Below are 17,258 nucleotides of genomic sequence, written 5' to 3' on the forward strand. Positions count from 1 at the left end.
CATAATGAAAGTATCTATTATATCTAGCTAAATATATCTCCAAAATTAGTTTGGAATCGTATAGGTTCCATCAAATACAAATAAATGAGGGTTCTCATGTACAAATACATCTTCAAAGATACCATCATATGTATATACTGCATCATCTTTTTCATCGAGAAAATCAAAGAATTCTGGATTATTCTCAGATTGTTGTAATAAGTACCATCGTTCCGCTCTATCAAATGGTACAGTACCACCAAAGAAATCTAGTACTGATTGGAAATTATCTGCCAACTCTTTCATATTGAATAGACGCAACCCCACTAAAGTATCTTCCCATACGATACCTGTAGAGTTATAGAAAAACTGGTGATGACCACCATTATTGACCTCAGCAAAATACCAACATATTGCATTAAGATATCGTTGCTCTAATGTAAACTCTTTAGATGTTTCTATATAATCATCATAAGAGCCATAAATATTTATGGTCCAATATGCAGGTTCATTAATAGTCCACATATCATCAGTTTCTTTAATTTCTTCAACAGTTATAGTCCGATGCTGAGATACACCTCTCCTATTCTTCTGTTTTTCGGCTACGTATTTACTATAAGCAGAACACAATTCTGGGTAATCAGACTCACACCTTTCAAAATCTATCTGCATATAACACATATCAATAATCTCAAAAAAATATCCTGTTATATTATTTCGATTCTCACTAACAGCTAGGCGTATACCATTATCTACAAGTGCTAGCATATGTTGCATATTATTGGATGTATAAACCTCATGATTATTAGAAACAATAGCGCCATAGGAGTAAGCACAGCGATAATACCACACAGCATCTCTATACTCTTCATCTATAGAGTTTAATACCTTGATAGCTTCTTCCGGTTTATCATTATTGTTATACGCTCTACCAAGCTCACCTAATAAAGGTACAGGTAGATTCTCGATGCCCACACCAGTTAATGTCTCAATAATCAGCTCCTCTTGTCCTATATCATTAAGATCTTTAATAGTTTGTAATTGCGCCTCTTCAGAAAAAGATAAAAAACGTTCAACACTTAACGACATACAATACGCATCCCTTCATCCCAATTAATATGTATATGAAATCATTCTAAAGTAGTAATATTAACCAACACACAAAACAATAAACTTTACTTAATGGTGATTGATTTATAAGATGGGTTATTTACTTAGCTGCCACAACATACATAAAAGACAGGGATACCATCTTCATTATCGATGAGGCCATGTCCCTCGCACTCATGTCCCTCGTATTCTATGCCTTCATAGAATATATGATCGCCTAATTCTTTATTGGCCATTAAATTTTGTAACTTAAAGGTAAGTTCTTCTCCCGTAAAATATTTACCATTATCAGCAGTAATATGGGCCATGATTTCTACTTGCCACATGTTATCTTCTTTTTCTTCTTCTAGTAACTCTTCACCGTTTAAACGTTCATTATTATGAAGCTGATTTTCACTTTCTATCCATGCTTCATAAGTCACTAAAATTTCAGGCTCTTCTAATAGCGCTAATGCACTTTCCTTAGCGCCATACTCAGCATACTCCTCTAATATTTGATTAAACTCTTTAGAAAAATTCTCTTTAGTATATGATTTTTTATTGAATACCCAATGCACTGCACTGTAAGAAGGATAGTTATCCTCTGATATTTCAAGTTGCTCTGCGTCAAGTTTATTAATTTCAGCATTTTGGCTCTTATTAACGAACGTTTTAATCGTTTCAAAAATCATAGGATAATCCTTTTCATACTCACTTGGCTTTATAAAAGATAAAATATATTCTACCACTTCACAGCACCAGCTCAATTGTTTTTCTAAGTGTGCTTCTTTTGTCTTTTTCATAGCAGTTTCAATTAACTGTAAAGCTTGCTGCACATGTTCAGAATGATAACTTTCACCATGTGCTAAAGAGGCATGCGCATAACCCTTACGATAATACCAAGACCAATCACGGTAAGACTCATCAATACGTTCAAATAACTCAACAGCCTCTGCTGCACGGTCATTATTGTTGTAGATACGTCCTAAGGTACTTAACAATATAGGAGATAAATTATCGATGCCTATATTAGTTAAAAGTTCCATAGCACGATCAATATCTAGGTCCTCTTGTTCATTAATAAGTTTTACCTTATCCTCATCACTTAACGCTTGAAACTCTTCATCCGTAATGTCTTCTATGCTTATATATAATTGCTTAATAAAATCCCCAAAACTATCTGCTAAAAGAGTGATAGAGTAATCCCCTTCTTGGTCTACTCGGACTACCTTAGGCTCATCTGTAGGACCACACTCACGATAATCGAGAAAAATCATATCGTGACCGCCAGAAATCGTATCCGCCACCACGACACCAATAGGAGGATATTCCCATTTAGACATCCAAAATTCGTTGCCAAATTCTCCAAAAATAGATTTCTTTTTATCTCTATCAATGCCATATATGCCTGTCACATATACACACTCACCATCATTATTAATAAAGCAGTTCTTATTCAATACACCGCCATTATGATTGTTAAGTAATTCAATATATGCTGCAGGTAATGTATAGCCTAGCTCAGTTTCAGCATCTTTAATATCCTTATCGGTAACAGGTTTACCTATATAGGATTCAAATGCATAATCAACATCGTTCCAAAATCCGGTCCAATCAAAGTCTTTTAGATTACTCATAATACTCGCTCCTAGTTAATAGATTATTTTAACCAAATGGTTTCTCATCACTGTAATATTCTTTAATTAAAGCTTTTACCCTGCGTCGTATCAAAATGGTATCAACCATATAGGAAAAAATGATATAAGGAGATACATTTATAATCGCTATAGGGGCTAAAATAAGTGCTACTCTCAATAAGTCAAGGGAATATGCATACCATTTAAAATCAATGGTATTTAAAATTGGTGTGACATAGTCAAAGACTTTTATCTCCCATTGCATTAAGGAGTTTAATTCTTCACTAGTTCCTAATAGCCAAACAAAACTTACAGCAAAGATCAGACAATATAATATACCAACTGGAATCAATATCTTCGCTCTCTTTTTTAATAGCTCACGGCAAATCGCATCTTCTTCCTCTGGTGTTACATCATATACCATATTGTATTGAATCTGAATCCGTCTAAATCGATAGCGAATATACTTATATAAGAGGTTATTCGGTCTGTATAACATGATATGCTCCACATATACGTCATAATGGGGAAAACATTAAGAATATATCAGCCATCTACGGCAAAATAATACAAATCTTGGATTAGTCATTTTCAATATCCTTTACTAGCTTTCCGTATTATGTCTTAAATCTAACACGATTTCCCAGCTATCTAATGCTGGAACCTTATGATGTGCAATAAAATCTTCTATTATCTGTAATACCTCTTGATGGCCCAATTCATTTTTACCATATATGATAGCGCCCTGCTCGCCATCATTAGTTACACTAAGTTCTATATGTAATAAATCAGTATCTTCATCACAGCAAACTTGTACAAAGTTATACTGTTTATTATCTATTGAGATTTTATTTGATGGGGATACAATCACAAAATCTTGCTCTTGATCCTGAATAGCATATAGATTTTGCTCAACTTCATTCAGTGTAATACCTTCATATTTATAGGTACCTATATCAATTGACCAATTTGTATATGTTTTCTCAAATGAATCTGTCGTCATATGTATCGCCTCTCCTTTACAATATAGACTAAAATAAGGTTTCTAATTGACCTGACATATCCGCCATAAATTCATCAAATTTACAAAGTTCTCGTAACTCTTGATGTTCTATATCATAGCAACTTATCTTCTTAGTTTTAGTGTCCCATACAATTTGCCAATCGTTATACTCGCCTAGTTCTTTAGATAAACGCAATAGATTACGGCGACCTAATTTAAATGGAATTGTATCAATAAGTGGGAAGAACTCTATAGATATAAAATCGGAGTCTGGTAATTCAAAGTAAAGATGTTCACCTTCTAAAAAATTCACTAATGCTTTTGGTAATTTAAATGGCTTTAACTGATCTATTTTATTCTGTATATCATGGAACTCCGTAGGCTCTAAGGATTTAAAATACTCTGCCATTTCCATATCGCCTTTTTCAACGGCAATGCTATAGGGACGCATACCATCCTTTTCTGTGATGGTAACGTCAGCATTATGTTCTACCAAGTATTTGCACATCTGTAAATCCACATAACGAGCCGCAACGCACAATGGGGTTGGCTTAAAGGGATATACAGAATCAGGCTTATTGTAATTAATATCTACACCATTATGAATAAAGAAATCTAGAACCTCATAATTTCTATCTGTAATGATATTTCTGAAAGCTTTACCGCCATACTTCTGTACCGTATGACCTAAGTCATGAATAATTTGTAGGTTCTCATATTTCTTGCCATATAAAGCAGCTTGAAAAGCATCTACTTTCACACGGTTCAAAGCGTGAATATTAGCACCATGAGCCACAACATAGTCTATACTCTCTTTATTACCATACTGTACCGCTAATAAGAAACTTGGATTTTCTTCATCATTAAGATTAGCACCATGTTCTACTAACCATTGAATACTTGGCAAGCAACACATGACAAGAGCTAATTCTAAAGGTGTATGCTCACTATATTCATCAATTTCTATGACTTCATGAATATCCCAACCAGCCGCTAACGCCGACACAAGTGCAGGTAGATTACCCTCAATAATATCCGTCACTATTTTAGGCACAGATTCAAACGTACCTAAATCTTTTAACTGTATCATATATCTCTCCCATGAACTATATTTTTTAAATGATTATCACTAATTACATTATATTATATTTATAAGTATGAGTGTATAGTAAAAGCCCCTCGTATAAGCGAAAGGCTATCATATACCAAATACAATTCTAAAATCTCAATTTATCTTTTTCATAACGAAATAACAAGAACATTAATAAATTTTAATCCATGCACATTTAAAAATTGCATTCCACAGATAGTCTATTTACCATGACGCTTAGAAAATAGACAGATAGTCTCTTTATCACTTTTCTATCATGCTCTTTAATAGCTTTCGAAGATTTTCAAATCTAATCTCAGCCACAAAACGCACCACCTTCTATTTTGATAAAACTAATCTTATAAATATTATCTAACAGCTTCAAACTCTTCACAATTCAGTTTTGCTTTTAAATCTCTAAAATATATTTTTTGTTGTCGTTTCAAATACAAACTTATAAATGGCTTAAATATTAGTTTTTTAGAGACAACAGTTTCTGTAAAATCTAGAATCGTTTTATCATCCTCCACATAGAACTTTCCGACCCAAGCCCCCTTAATATTTTTATTTTCTATCTCAAATATCCATGACTGGTATTTAATACATTCTGTAATTCTAAAATAAGTTTCAACTCCATTCTTGGTAATCTCTATAAAGTTATTCTCATCTATAATTCTTACATCTTTTAAATCACTTCTCCAGGAAAAATCCTTTAGATTCGTCACTGTATCCCACACTACTTCTATTGGATATAGTAATGTAGCTCTCATATTAGACACTGCCATAGTAATCACCTCAAATATATTAGAAAAACACATAATCAATAAAAGATGAATTAAACTCTTTAACCTACTTACATATCACTCCATACCCATTAGTAAAATTCATATTAATATAAGTAGCATTCATAACATGATAATATTCAGATACATATTCCAATGCTATACTTAAAATAGTGTATTTTTATTTATTTGATGAATTGTAAAATATATTGCGACAAATAAAAAGACTCATATTGGAGATCTCGTGTAAAATGTAAATAACCACAACTACATGACACGGAGGTCTCTAATATGAGCTATATACATCTTACCATAGAAAAACGAAGTCAAATAGAAGTTTTACGAAGAGAAGGATACTCTGTTCGTAGGATTGCTAGCTTAATCGGGGTTCACCATTCTACTGTAGCAAGAGAATTAAATCGCGTTGAAGGTGAATATTCTGCGATTAAAGCACAACAATTAGCAATTAGTGAGTCTGCTAATAAAGGCAGACCAACAAAGTTAACACCTCAATTAGCGGCTTTAATTGAATCCAGGTTACAACAAACTTGGTCTCCAGAAGAAATAGTTGGTGCTGAATTAGTTGGAGTTCTAAGCTTTAAAACAATTTATTCTTGGATCCATCGTGGTTTTCTTGCTGTAACAGAAACAGTACTTCGCCGGAAAGGCAAAAAGCCTGGTACACAAGAAAAACGTGGACGGTTCAATGTGAAAAAGACCATTAAGGACCGACCTCAAGAAGTTGAAAACCGTAAGACTTTTGGTCATTGGGAACTAGATACAATGGTGTCTTCTAGAGGTCAAAGTAAAGGTTGTTTAGCTACATTTGTTGAACGTAAAACTCGATTTTATGTAGCAATAAAAATGGATGACCGAACTAAGGATTCTATGTTTTTAGCTATTAGTTCCCTATACAACACATTAACAAGTAAATTACTTAAAACCTTTACAGTGGACCGTGGTAAAGAATTTGCGTGCTTTGAACAGGTTGAAAACGAGTTTGGGATACCAATGTATTTTGCTGATGCCTATGCAGCATGGCAACGTGGCTCTAATGAAAATAGTAATGGTTTACTTCGAGAGCTTTTTCCTAAGAAAACCGATTTAGCTAAAGTAACACTAGATAAACTAACAGAAGCACTAGTGCTGATTAATAATCGACCTAGAAAATGCCTTAGGTTTAAAACACCATTTGACATGTTTAAACATGAGATTAAAAAATTGATTTAATTTTGTCGCATTACTTATTGCAATTCATCATATACAAAAGGAATTTCCAACACAATCATAACCACCCGTAGAACGGGTGGTTTGCTCTGACCCTATAAGGGTCTTTCTCTAATGGTGGCCCTCTAAAGAGGGCATAGAATGATCTGACAACCACTCTATTACCACTGGCTACCCCCTACTCGGGGGCTTTTATTTTGCCTATTTTACTGGCTCACCCGTAAACGGGTCGGTATATTCTTTAAAGTTTAATGTATCTTGTGCTATATCCTCTTGTAGTTGATTGCGAACATACTTTTTATCGCTCCTTCATATCGTCCCACCGTATCCACATAATATCCTCTACACCAGAAATGTCTATTTCCATACGTATATTTTAAATTTGCGTGTCTATCGAATATCATGAGGCTACTTTTGCTTTTTAAATATCCCATAAAACTCGATATACTTAAATGTGGTGGAATCGTTACTAGCATATGGATATGATCTGGACAGCATTCTGCCTCGATAATTTCTACATTTTTTCTCTTACATAAATCTCTTAGAATTTTACCTACATCAGCTTTTATCCGACCATAAATTATTTATCTTCTATATTTTGGAGCAAAAACAATATGATATTTACATCTCCATTTACTATGTGATAAGCTTTTTACGTCATTCATTGACAGTGAACCTCCTATGTTGAAATGTTGTGGTTGCCAGACCAACTCCATTCTAGCACTAGGAGGTTCTTTCCTTTTCTCTAAGAATTTTTACTGACCCCAGTTTAACTGGGGATTTAGTTATGCCTATTCGGCGTACAAGTAAAAACAGCTCTTTTTATACGAAAAGAGCTGTTCTATTTTATGAAAGAGAAAGTCACTAGTGACCTTTGTGCTTCTCTCTACGTTTTTGCTGCTTGCGTTCAAATTTCTCTTGTTTGAGGAATTGCTTTTGGACACTAGATTGATGTTTTGAAATCTTTTTCCTTTCCTCATACTGCAACTGCAATAGTTCTTTCGACTTAGAAGAAACTTTCTGCTTTACCTGCTTCTTTACAACACGTTGTAGGCGTTTCGGATTCTTAATCTTCACATACTGTTTGACTGTTGACTCTGAACTAAAAGATAAGCGAGCAAACTGAGTTTGTAAAATCTCAAGAATTTCATCATCTTTCGGTTCCTGACCAAATGTCACACGACAAACTTGATAAGTTTCCTGATACGCTTGTTCAAACAATCCATGCCAAAATCCATCTTCAAAATAAACTGTCAATCTAATTGAAATTGTTTCCACGACAGCACCTCCTTAAATCTATCCCTAAGAATGGACAACCAAGGAGGAAGGTTACTGATAGGCTTGCCTACGTCTGGACTACCAACCAGAACTGTGTTTTTATCTTAGTTAGGACTATTATAGCATATTTATAATCTATTTTTATTGCTTCTTCAAATGCCTATCAAAAAAATGAATCGTAGCCAACCAAGAATCCTTGCTCTCTTTCATCAGTAAACGCCAATCTTTTCGATAACGATGATTTGGTTGATAGGCCACCGTCAACATGTGACCTGTTTCATGATATTTTTTAAATATAATGTAGTGTCCTTTATAATGGGAGACAATATCATCAATTGCTGACGAAGCATCCCATATTTCATCAACAGTACTTCCGAGCAATAAGATTGGTGAATGAATTTGACCAACATCTATTCTAGCAGAGCAATCTTTAGGGAAGGTTTTTCTAAAAAGTTTACTGAACAGATAATCTCTAAGTCGAAACTTTTGATAGGAAAGTTCTTTTTGCAAATGCGTCCAAGAGGAAGTATGAGAGTTCCATTTTCCTTTTATTCCTTCATACACCACATCAGAGGGGGAATTTAGTACCAAGCATTGAACGTCATTAAAAAGGCTCTCCTCAGCTAAAACGAATTCTGCTCCCTTAGACCGTCCATAGATTCCAATGCTTTCACTATCTACTTGAGGATGCTGACGTAGATAATCCTTTGCTCCCACAAGGCACTCTAAAGGAATACGTTCCAAATGTTTTGGTAACCCCTCTAAACCAAAGTAGGCAACTGCTAAGCAAATATAACCTCTGGAAGATAGAAGCTGAGCCATATTCTGTGCCTTTTCAATTCTTCCTTCACTACCGCTCACAATAATCAATGCCGGTGCTTTTAGTGACTTTTTATCATAAAATAGTCTCCCTTGAAAATGTTCCCCGTAAATATCTTGATGACTAATTTGCGAACTCATGTAACGTCTTGAGAAGGTTCTCTCTGCAATAACAGTATTTCCTTGCATAATTTTGATTTTCACAAAAAATTGATCCAGTAAAGGAATTTTAGAAAGAGAACTTGGGAGTTTCTTTTTCTTATTGGTCAAGGGCTTAGCATTAAAAAATAGTCCCATTGTTGAAATGCCTTCATAAGAGCCAGAACAAGATGGAGTTTGTGAAATATCAATAATGCCATTCTTATCTGATACAAAAGTCCCTGTTGATCTCCATAAAACATCATGAGCTAAAAGCATGGGAGCATTGATACAATAATAATCAGTTAGGTACATCTCGACTCGATATGTTTCTCTTGGTTTTAAGCCATTGATGACAATATTGAAAGATTCGTCTGCTAACTCAGACTCTGAGATAAGTTCAATTTGTATAGTCATATCTTCCTCTTTTTGTTAATGCTATTAACAATGTGTTTTTAAAATTACCGTGATTTTTACCACGGTAATTCTCGCCATACCTGTTCAACATCATCCGTCAGTTTCATAACCATTTGAAGGTCCTCCTCACTATAGTTTCTTAAAACTGAAAAAATGGCTTTTTCAATATGCTCCTGTTGCTCTTTATGGATATTAAAAACTTCAACCACTTTTTTGGATAATATCAGATATTTATTTTTTTGCTTAATTGTAGAATGAAATTGAACACATAAAAAATCCATAGTGAACCTTGTGTTATGATTTAGGTGACTAATCAAAATATAACCGAGGTAATCACTATGGACTACAATAATCATAACACGACATTACACACAAACAAACACTTAAACTTCGAAGAACGATTTTATTTAGAAAAGAGAATCGTTCTAGGAGATAGTATTGCTGCAATTTCACGTGCACTGGGCCGTTCTAGAACAACTATTTATACAGAATTAAAACGTGGTACTGTAATTCAAATTCGACATGGTAAATCTCAACTTGTATATTTAGCTGATTCTGGACAAGCAACATATGAATGACAACGTGTTGGCTCCTTTAATACCATGAGAATTGGTGCTATAGAATCTTTTATAAATTAGATTGAAAGCAAGACTCTAGCTGATCGTTGGTCATTTGATGCTGCTGTTGGATATGCTAAACATAAGGGGTTGTTTGTGCGTAATGAAATGGTTTGTACTAAAACTTTATATAACTATCTTCACAAAGGTGTATTAGGTATAAAAGCAATTGATTTACCATTGGTAGTACGGCGTTCCCAACGAAAATCTATTTCTAGAAAACATAAGCGAGAACTTGGTAAATCCATAGAACTTCGCGATCCTACTATTGAAACGCGCGAGGAATTCGGACATTGGGAATTAGATACCGTCCGTGGAACAAAAGATAAGACAGACCATATTTTAATCTCTTTACTTGAGCGTAAAAGCAGATTGTATGTGGCTTTACGATGTCCCTCAGCGCGTGCTACTGATGTAAAAGAAACACTGCATGCATGGTTAAATACGTTTAAAGATGTTAATCTAGCTTGCTTATGTAAAACAATAACTGCAGATAACGGTTTAGAGTTTTCAGAGATATCTAATTTAGAAAATGAAACCTTGTCTATTTATTTTGCTAGACCTTATTCTGCTTGGGAACGTGGATCAAACGAAAGGCATAATGGTTTACTTCGTAGATGTATACCGAAAGGAATGCCAATAAAAGCCGTTTCAGAGGAAACAATTCAACGAACACTTCAATGGTGTAATAATTTGCCACGCAAGCTTCTAAATTATAGAACCCCCTTGGATGTCTTTCTTGAAGAAGTTAATAGAATTGTAGATTTGGATACTGTTCAATTTCATATTGCAATTTAAAATTTAAAAATTTAACTTTGTTAACAAGTTTTATTATAAGTAAAATTACAAATGATGCTATTAGTCCCTTAATAATATCTTCAGGTATTGTTTTTACCATAACCAATATATAATTGTATCAGACATACACTACCCTCCGAGTTTTTTGGTATTAAACCACTCAAAAGTAATACCATCAATTATATTAACTTCAAAAGGTTTACTTTTCCCATAACAAATACCATTTTTTACCAAATACGCCTCAACATAATGTCTACCTACATAGCAAGTTTCTTCTGTTCTTATTCTTTTTCCTTGTTCAAGCTTAGAATTATAAAAGTCTCCTCTTAAGCAATTCGCATTTATTGCTTCGTAACCAGTATTGGTTATTTGCCAGTATATATCATAGTCTTTTATATTAAGTGTAAGTGCATTGACTTCAAATCTAAGTTTTCCTTTTTTATTCAAAGCTTCACCACTTTTTATTTGCTTAAATCTGAAACCACGCCAACTGTAATATGCTTTTATCTCTACGTTAGTCTTAGCAATACTTGATAATTTCCATTTAGGTTTTTGATGATAACTTAAAGAATTTAACGAGATTCCAATTTCATTAGTATTTTTACGCAAACTTCTCTGCATATAAAACAAACTCTCATTTAAAGACATTGCTTTATTATCTATGCTAAAGTCAACTTTAAGTTGATCATACCACTTCAAAAAATTTTCAAAGTATTTTCCATCCTTATCCCATTTCAAAGATAATTTTTCTTTTCTATTAACCGGATTATAAATACAAGGATTTTCATTTTCATATTCAACTCCACTCAAAAGATTTTTGACTACATTCAATAATAATGTTTTAAAATCATCACTAATAATCATACTTTCAGGATAAATTTTTGCAACCAAAGTAGTAATTATAATGGAAGACGGTTTTTGTTCCATATCATCTTCAAACATAACTTCTGCATGTCTCTTTAATAATTGCACAATTCTTTGTAATGGAGTTTTTATTTTATAATCTGGAATTTCTTCTATATTTGCATAAAATCGTTTAGCATAGGATTCTTTTATAATTTGAAAATCGCTTTGTTTTTTGAACCAATCGGAATATACTTTAGGACTACTAACTTCCCAGTCAAATGTTATATCATCATAGTTATCACTTCTTTTATCTGAAATTGCAATATTTCCATCATCCGTATCATTCCAAGGAACAGCAGGTAAAATATCTATATGAAAATTTGATTCATCTACATAATTTAATGTCCAACACCTATTGCTTTCTTTTGGAAAATTTTCCATACTATGCTTTAACGAGTAATTTTTAACTACTTTTCCAAGTTCGTCTTTTAATTCTCTTTGAGTCTGGTGATTTCTTCTTTTTTTCGTCATATTACAAACAATATCTATATCATACGCCCCGTCTTCAGTAAGAGGTTTAATTGCTGTTCCTAATTTAATAGAACCTTGTAAGTAAATATCCGGACTATATTCTGCTAGGTCAGATTCTTTTATATAGTTTGCAATTGCCTTATACCTGTTTGATGCTTTTTCGTAATTTGATTCAGAAACATCAATTTCATTAATAAGCTCTTTTATCTCCTTCGACATTTCAAATTTTTTCATTTTATTCCCCCTCTCTTATTAAATAATATATTGCGAATGAGCTCCTATTTTAAATGATTTTCCTCTTATATCAACACATTCCTTTTCAATGTCTTCTCTATCTACAAGCTTAATTAAATCATTCTCTTCTTTTACATATTTACGTATCATATCAGTATATTCATCTGGTAAATGAATCTCGTAAATATCAAATAATAATATCTCATTCTTTTTAAAATGCTTAGAATAAGCCATTTTAGGTTTTATTTGCTTTAAAAACTCTATTCTCATGCTACTTAAGACTTCTATAGGCAATATGTTATTTTTTATAATTTCTTCATAAAACTCTCTATATACCGCCACTTCCCTATTTTTTCTACTATCAAACCAATTTAGAACTTTGCTAATATTTTTTCCTTTTATACAAAATCTTAAATCTTCTTTTTCATAAAAACCTCGTTCATTTTCAAAAATAATATTCAATTTCCTTTCAATAGTACTAAACGAACTACAAACCTTATATACTCCACCAACAGGTTGCAGTTGTTCTATTTTACTTCCCTTAATTAAAAGATATTTATCATCTATTTTTATTTTATATAAATACGCAATACTAAACCTAATATCTTCGCTCCAATGTATCAACGATTTTACAAACAACCCTATTCTTCTATAATTAGCTGCAAATATACCAATCAAAAACCAAATTCCACTGCTAATCAAATTAGTTCCTATATTTTCTAACACTTATATCCCCACACTTTCATTATTACTCCCACTCAATTTCTTCATTCACTTTTTGGTGAATATCTACTCTATTAACAATATCAATTACATTTACTAGCCAACCATTCAATGTACAACTTCTGATAAATTCATCAATTCTATTAACTCCATTCATTTCTTTGAGTGTTACAACAACACCAAACCTAACTCCTACGCCATCTTGAGGAGCTAATCGGTTATTTGTTTTTATTTCCATGCCCCAATTCTTATTTCTATAAGAATCTTTTGGTATCATTCTTTTTGTAGCACTCTCTGCAATATACTTTACATTATCCCATTTTCTAAACTGCTTTCTTGCTTCACCTTCCACAAGATAATTTCTTTCTCCATCTAATGTGTCTTCTGTATTCTGTTTATCACCTTTAATATCCTTAATTTTTTTATCATCTCCTATTCGACCAAAGTGCAAATTCAATTCCGTATTTGTATAGTCCACCCCCTGCAATCTATCACACAGTGGAAAATAGCACATTGTAGCCTTTGCAATATAGGGGTACTTATTATCCTTTAGAGGAACAGGAAAATCATAATTATAAGTATTCCATTTTTCACTAATATCTGATACCACAAATTTTATTTCATCATCTTTTGTTTGAATAATTTCATTTATATGAATGGGTACAATTCCATGCCCATATAAGGCAACTTCTTCAGGAGTTGGTTTTTCATCCCAACCTCTCGCTGCATCAATAATCATAGCTTTTGCGACTTCCCTGTTAAGCCCTAATACATCAATTAAATAGGATAATTTTCTTGCAATCCAAGGTGCAGCATAGGAAGTACCGGCAACACTTGCCGCCCCTAAAGGTTCACAAATCCTAATGTATTCTTCTTCACTACCGCCATAATAACTTACGTCTGGCTTTGCAAAGAAAGATAATACTAATCCTTTACGAGCATATTTAGTAGACATACCATTCTTACTAACTGAATTTACAACTATACTATTAACAGAATCTGCCGGAGATCCTATTTTTACTATATCTGCACTTGGTTTATTTGTTCCTGCAACAACAAATATTACATTGTTTTCAAACTGAATTTTATCTAATGTTGCAGCTTCAGCAGAAATAAAGTTGTCATTAATTTCCTGATTACTACCAAGTGAAATATTCCAGACTTTTATATCTGAATTATTTACTACAATACTCTTTATTTTCTTTATTATTGAAAATGAAGAAAATTCAGCACCTACCGCTACTCCAAAATGCCTAACCTTAAACCTTCCACAACCATCATCCAGCCAAGGATTTAATCTTGCTCCATCAACAATAATGGAAGACACTGCTGTCCCATGATTATAATCTTTTGGATTTTTTGGTATATCTTCTGAGACCATATCATGATATTCAACCCAATCACTAAAATAAACACTTTCATCAAATAAGGTATCTATCACCCCAATTGTTGGTTCAATAGATGGGGATGGTATAGTTACCATTTTTGTTTGATACTCATTGATAAAATCATCAGGTGATAAATTTGATAAATCAACGGTTGCCATTGAAACAAGATAAGGTGCTTTTTCGAAAAGTAGTCCTACCTGCTTTTCGTCTAAGTAAACAGTTTGATTATCTAAAATTCTGCTACTTAAAATATCTATCCCTAATCTTTCAAATAATAGTTTGGTATCTTTTCTTACGTCATACAAAGTTATAATGCTCTGCTTTACATCTATCGTAGGTAACTCTACTTCAAAAGAATCAATGTATGATACATCTGCAATCACCTGTTTAAATATTGACATACTCACAGAAAGATCTTTAAAAACTCGTGGATTGACAATATTTTTATCTTCAAATATATTCTTGCTGATCTTGCCTGCAAATTTTTGGGACAATATATTTAAAGTATTTGAAATCAATTCTATACTTTTTATCAAATCATACTCATCAAGAAAATATGTTATGATGTGTTTGCTCTTATCTCTATTAAATTTTGCTCCAACAATTGCTTCATTAGAATCCGCACCTTTAAAAAGTCCGGCGATTCGATTACTTTTTGCAACAATTTTATTGTAATAAACGCTAACTAAAATCCCTTCAAATGGTTTTGTTTCTTTATCCCAAAATTCTTTAATCTGAATTAGCTGAGATTTTAATCTTAACAAATGCTCTGTACTGACTTCCACTTTCCCGTTCATGGCTATACCACCACGCATACCATTTTTACTGGTTTGCAAAAAGCGTTTCCCTTTTAATTCCAAGACATTATTCACTATCTACTTCCTCCTTCTTTAACTTTCTTGAGACAGCACTTTTAGACTCCCCTTTTAATTTTTCTATTTCTCTTACAGTGAATCCTTCCTCATGAAGCTGGTTTATATCCTTTTGATCTAAACTTCCTATCAAGCTATTGTATAATCTTTTCAAATAATCATACTCAGAACTAACATCGCTAAATGCAAGTGATGTTTTTATAATGTTTTTTAATTCTCCAGGATAAGGTATTTTTTTTGCTGTCTTCAATATTTTTTTAAATAATCTTGTATCTTTGGATATTCCTTTAAAATTCTTGATAAACGAAGAAAAATAATATTCCGCTACTTCTATTAAATCATCATCACTATATCTGTTGAAATTAATAACTGCATCAAACCTTCTGACTAATGCCTTATCAAAATTGGAATATAGGTTAGTAGTTGCAATAAGCACTATTTCTTTATTAAGATCTGTTAATCTGTCTAATTCTCTTAAAATCGTAGATGTTACTCTTCCCATCTCTCTAATATCATTAGAATTAATTCTATCCAAAGCAATAACATCAATTTCATCAAATAAAACCACAACCTTATTTGCATTTGGAAGCATATTTATTTCTCTAAAGACTTTTACAATGTTTTTATTAGTCTGCCCCAACTTGCTATCTATCAGATTTTCAAAGTCCACTCTAAAAAGAGAGCGATCCAGCAATCTTGCAACATTTTTTGCTGCTTCTGTTTTTCCACTTCCCGGTAATCCTTCAAATAAAAATTTATTAATACCAACATTATGATTTACAGCATTAATAATGCCTTTTATATCCTCTGTTATTTCAAGCGGTAAATTTAAAGCCTCTAAATTTCTTATTTCAACTTGCTTTAAAAACTCACTTTCAAAATCACTACTTTGTGGTGAATATAAATTTGATTCAGATATTAACCCCATAATATATTCGGATAACTGATAATCTCCTATGCTATCAAAATATCTTGCTATTGCTATCGCTTCATTTCTAAAGGAATTTTCGTTCCTTTCCACATGGTATTTTATTAAATTCAAAACATTTTGTTTTTTCATATTGCTATACCTCCTATTTTCTTTTTTATTATATCATATATTGGGACATAATTCTATACTTATGGGACAAATATTCAAACTTTTGCTTTTTATGTCAAAGGTTATATTAGTGAACTGCACCCCAAAAATTGGACACAATTTTGGGAGGTGCAGTTTTTTATGTCAAAATACTCAAAAGAAGTAAAAGAAAAGGCAATTTATCTTTCTGAAAAAGGATGGGGTCGATTTAGAATTGCTAAAGAGCTTGAGGTGCCAGAAAGTACTATAAAAAATTGGCTACACAAGTTTAACCTTAATCATAATTTGACCCATAAAATTGGTACACAAGTATTTTCAGCAGATTTTAAACGTAAAGTTCTTGAAGCTAGGTGGAAGAATAAGTTATCCTTTAAAGAAACAGCAGAATTATTTAATTTAGATAACCCTAGTCTAATTGCTACATGGCAAAAGCGGTATTTAGAAGAAGGGATTTTGGGGTTGCAACCCAAGCCTAAAGGTAGACCACCTATGAAGACTAAGAAAGAAATTAAGATACAAGTAGATTCAAGCCAAAAATCAGATAAGGAACGTATTAAAGAACTGGAAGCTGAAAATGCTCGATTAAAGTATGAAATATCTTTTTATGACGACTTTATGAAAGAAATGCGTGAAATTGCTAAACCTAATCGAGCCGTAAAAAAAAGCACAAGCAATTGCCATTGAAAGATTAAGAAAAATATATCCGCTTCAG

General features: G+C 32.7%; 15 protein-coding genes and 2 pseudogenes. 3 read left to right on the forward strand and 14 right to left on the reverse strand.

The genetic code is table 11. The annotated features are described in order from the left end of the window. Nucleotides 1-45 precede the first annotated feature (45 nt). From PK1910_RS03570 to PK1910_RS03595, 6 genes are all read right to left on the reverse strand, one after another. Nucleotides 46-1,068 carry a DMP19 family protein gene (locus PK1910_RS03570; protein WP_024062155.1) on the reverse strand — a complete coding sequence of 341 codons (1,023 nt, stop codon included), beginning with the start codon at nucleotides 1,066-1,068 and terminating at the stop codon, nucleotides 46-48. 125 nt (nucleotides 1,069-1,193) lie between these two features. Further along, nucleotides 1,194-2,705 (reverse strand): SMI1/KNR4 family protein, encoded by a 1,512-nt coding sequence (locus tag PK1910_RS03575; protein ID WP_058948458.1) that lies wholly within the window; start codon nucleotides 2,703-2,705, stop codon nucleotides 1,194-1,196. Nucleotides 2,706-2,733: 28 nt separating this feature from the next. Continuing rightward, nucleotides 2,734-3,204 (reverse strand): hypothetical protein, encoded by a 471-nt coding sequence (locus PK1910_RS03580; protein WP_024062119.1) that lies wholly within the window; start codon nucleotides 3,202-3,204, stop codon nucleotides 2,734-2,736. A gap of 105 nt (nucleotides 3,205-3,309) precedes the next feature. Further along, complete coding sequence (locus PK1910_RS03585; protein WP_024062120.1) at nucleotides 3,310-3,708, reverse strand: hypothetical protein; 399 nt, start codon at nucleotides 3,706-3,708, stop codon at nucleotides 3,310-3,312. Between the two features lie 28 nt (nucleotides 3,709-3,736). Further along, nucleotides 3,737-4,798 (reverse strand): ankyrin repeat domain-containing protein, encoded by a 1,062-nt coding sequence (locus PK1910_RS03590; protein ID WP_058948457.1) that lies wholly within the window; start codon nucleotides 4,796-4,798, stop codon nucleotides 3,737-3,739. Between the two features lie 368 nt (nucleotides 4,799-5,166). Next, entirely contained in the window at nucleotides 5,167-5,583 is a 417-nt protein-coding gene (locus PK1910_RS03595) for a hypothetical protein (RefSeq protein ID WP_044117164.1), read from the reverse strand. A 288-nt stretch (nucleotides 5,584-5,871) separates the two neighbouring features. Between PK1910_RS03595 and PK1910_RS03600 the strand changes: the two genes are divergently transcribed. Continuing rightward, nucleotides 5,872-6,810, forward strand: coding sequence for an IS30 family transposase (locus PK1910_RS03600; protein ID WP_058948456.1), 939 nt, complete (start codon nucleotides 5,872-5,874; stop codon nucleotides 6,808-6,810). 198 nt (nucleotides 6,811-7,008) lie between these two features. Here the strand turns inward: PK1910_RS03600 and tnpA are convergent. The 4 genes and pseudogenes from tnpA to PK1910_RS03620 form a co-directional block, all read right to left on the reverse strand. Beyond that, nucleotides 7,009-7,472: pseudogene (gene tnpA / locus PK1910_RS03605) on the reverse strand (IS200/IS605 family transposase). Between the two features lie 199 nt (nucleotides 7,473-7,671). Further along, a complete protein-coding gene (locus PK1910_RS03610) occupies nucleotides 7,672-8,085 on the reverse strand; it encodes a YjdF family protein (RefSeq protein WP_024062706.1) in 414 nt (137 codons plus the stop codon). 141 nt (nucleotides 8,086-8,226) lie between these two features. Beyond that, nucleotides 8,227-9,459 (reverse strand): acyl-CoA thioesterase/bile acid-CoA:amino acid N-acyltransferase family protein, encoded by a 1,233-nt coding sequence (locus tag PK1910_RS03615; protein ID WP_058948455.1) that lies wholly within the window; start codon nucleotides 9,457-9,459, stop codon nucleotides 8,227-8,229. 56 nt (nucleotides 9,460-9,515) lie between these two features. After that, entirely contained in the window at nucleotides 9,516-9,740 is a 225-nt protein-coding gene (locus PK1910_RS03620) for a hypothetical protein (protein WP_206669384.1), read from the reverse strand. A gap of 57 nt (nucleotides 9,741-9,797) precedes the next feature. Here PK1910_RS03620 and PK1910_RS03625 point away from each other — a divergent pair. Beyond that, a pseudogene (locus PK1910_RS03625) lies at nucleotides 9,798-10,874 on the forward strand (IS30 family transposase). A gap of 129 nt (nucleotides 10,875-11,003) precedes the next feature. On the opposite strand, the gene PK1910_RS03630 reads toward PK1910_RS03625, so the two are convergent. From PK1910_RS03630 to PK1910_RS03645, 4 genes are read right to left on the reverse strand one after another with little or no spacing between them, the layout of a single operon-like run. After that, nucleotides 11,004-12,485 (reverse strand): nucleotidyltransferase, encoded by a 1,482-nt coding sequence (locus PK1910_RS03630; RefSeq protein WP_024051167.1) that lies wholly within the window; start codon nucleotides 12,483-12,485, stop codon nucleotides 11,004-11,006. 18 nt (nucleotides 12,486-12,503) lie between these two features. After that, the gene (locus tag PK1910_RS03635; RefSeq protein WP_024051168.1) at nucleotides 12,504-13,211 is read right to left on the reverse strand and encodes an SMODS-associated NUDIX domain-containing protein; all 708 of its coding nucleotides are present in this window, start codon (nucleotides 13,209-13,211) and stop codon (nucleotides 12,504-12,506) included. A 22-nt stretch (nucleotides 13,212-13,233) separates the two neighbouring features. Continuing rightward, nucleotides 13,234-15,468 carry a S8 family peptidase gene (locus PK1910_RS03640; protein WP_058948454.1) on the reverse strand — a complete coding sequence of 745 codons (2,235 nt, stop codon included), beginning with the start codon at nucleotides 15,466-15,468 and terminating at the stop codon, nucleotides 13,234-13,236. Next, a complete protein-coding gene (locus PK1910_RS03645) occupies nucleotides 15,461-16,528 on the reverse strand; it encodes an ATP-binding protein (protein ID WP_058948453.1) in 1,068 nt (355 codons plus the stop codon). The genes PK1910_RS03640 and PK1910_RS03645 overlap by 8 nt, the downstream gene beginning before the upstream one ends. A gap of 159 nt (nucleotides 16,529-16,687) precedes the next feature. On the opposite strand from PK1910_RS03645, the gene PK1910_RS03650 reads away from it, so the two are divergent. Then, a complete protein-coding gene (locus tag PK1910_RS03650) occupies nucleotides 16,688-17,230 on the forward strand; it encodes a helix-turn-helix domain-containing protein (protein ID WP_058948452.1) in 543 nt (180 codons plus the stop codon). Nucleotides 17,231-17,258 lie beyond the last annotated feature (28 nt).

This window comes from Veillonella parvula, assembly GCF_036456085.1.
GTDB classification, from domain to species: Bacteria; Bacillota; Negativicutes; order Veillonellales; family Veillonellaceae; genus Veillonella; species Veillonella parvula_E.

Coding starts and splice junctions, on each gene's coding strand:
- PK1910_RS03570 (WP_024062155.1), bottom strand. CDS start 1,068: ATGTCGTTAAGTGTTGAACGTTTTTTATCTTTTTCTGAAGAGGCGCAA.
- PK1910_RS03575 (WP_058948458.1), bottom strand. CDS start 2,705: ATGAGTAATCTAAAAGACTTTGATTGGACCGGATTTTGGAACGATGTT.
- PK1910_RS03580 (WP_024062119.1), bottom strand. CDS start 3,204: ATGTTATACAGACCGAATAACCTCTTATATAAGTATATTCGCTATCGA.
- PK1910_RS03585 (WP_024062120.1), bottom strand. CDS start 3,708: ATGACGACAGATTCATTTGAGAAAACATATACAAATTGGTCAATTGAT.
- PK1910_RS03590 (WP_058948457.1), bottom strand. CDS start 4,798: ATGATACAGTTAAAAGATTTAGGTACGTTTGAATCTGTGCCTAAAATA.
- PK1910_RS03595 (WP_044117164.1), bottom strand. CDS start 5,583: ATGGCAGTGTCTAATATGAGAGCTACATTACTATATCCAATAGAAGTA.
- PK1910_RS03600 (WP_058948456.1), top strand. CDS start 5,872: ATGAGCTATATACATCTTACCATAGAAAAACGAAGTCAAATAGAAGTT.
- PK1910_RS03615 (WP_058948455.1), bottom strand. CDS start 9,459: ATGACTATACAAATTGAACTTATCTCAGAGTCTGAGTTAGCAGACGAA.
- PK1910_RS03620 (WP_206669384.1), bottom strand. CDS start 9,740: ATGGATTTTTTATGTGTTCAATTTCATTCTACAATTAAGCAAAAAAAT.
- PK1910_RS03630 (WP_024051167.1), bottom strand. CDS start 12,485: ATGAAAAAATTTGAAATGTCGAAGGAGATAAAAGAGCTTATTAATGAA.
- PK1910_RS03645 (WP_058948453.1), bottom strand. CDS start 16,528: ATGAAAAAACAAAATGTTTTGAATTTAATAAAATACCATGTGGAAAGG.
- PK1910_RS03650 (WP_058948452.1), top strand. CDS start 16,688: ATGTCAAAATACTCAAAAGAAGTAAAAGAAAAGGCAATTTATCTTTCT.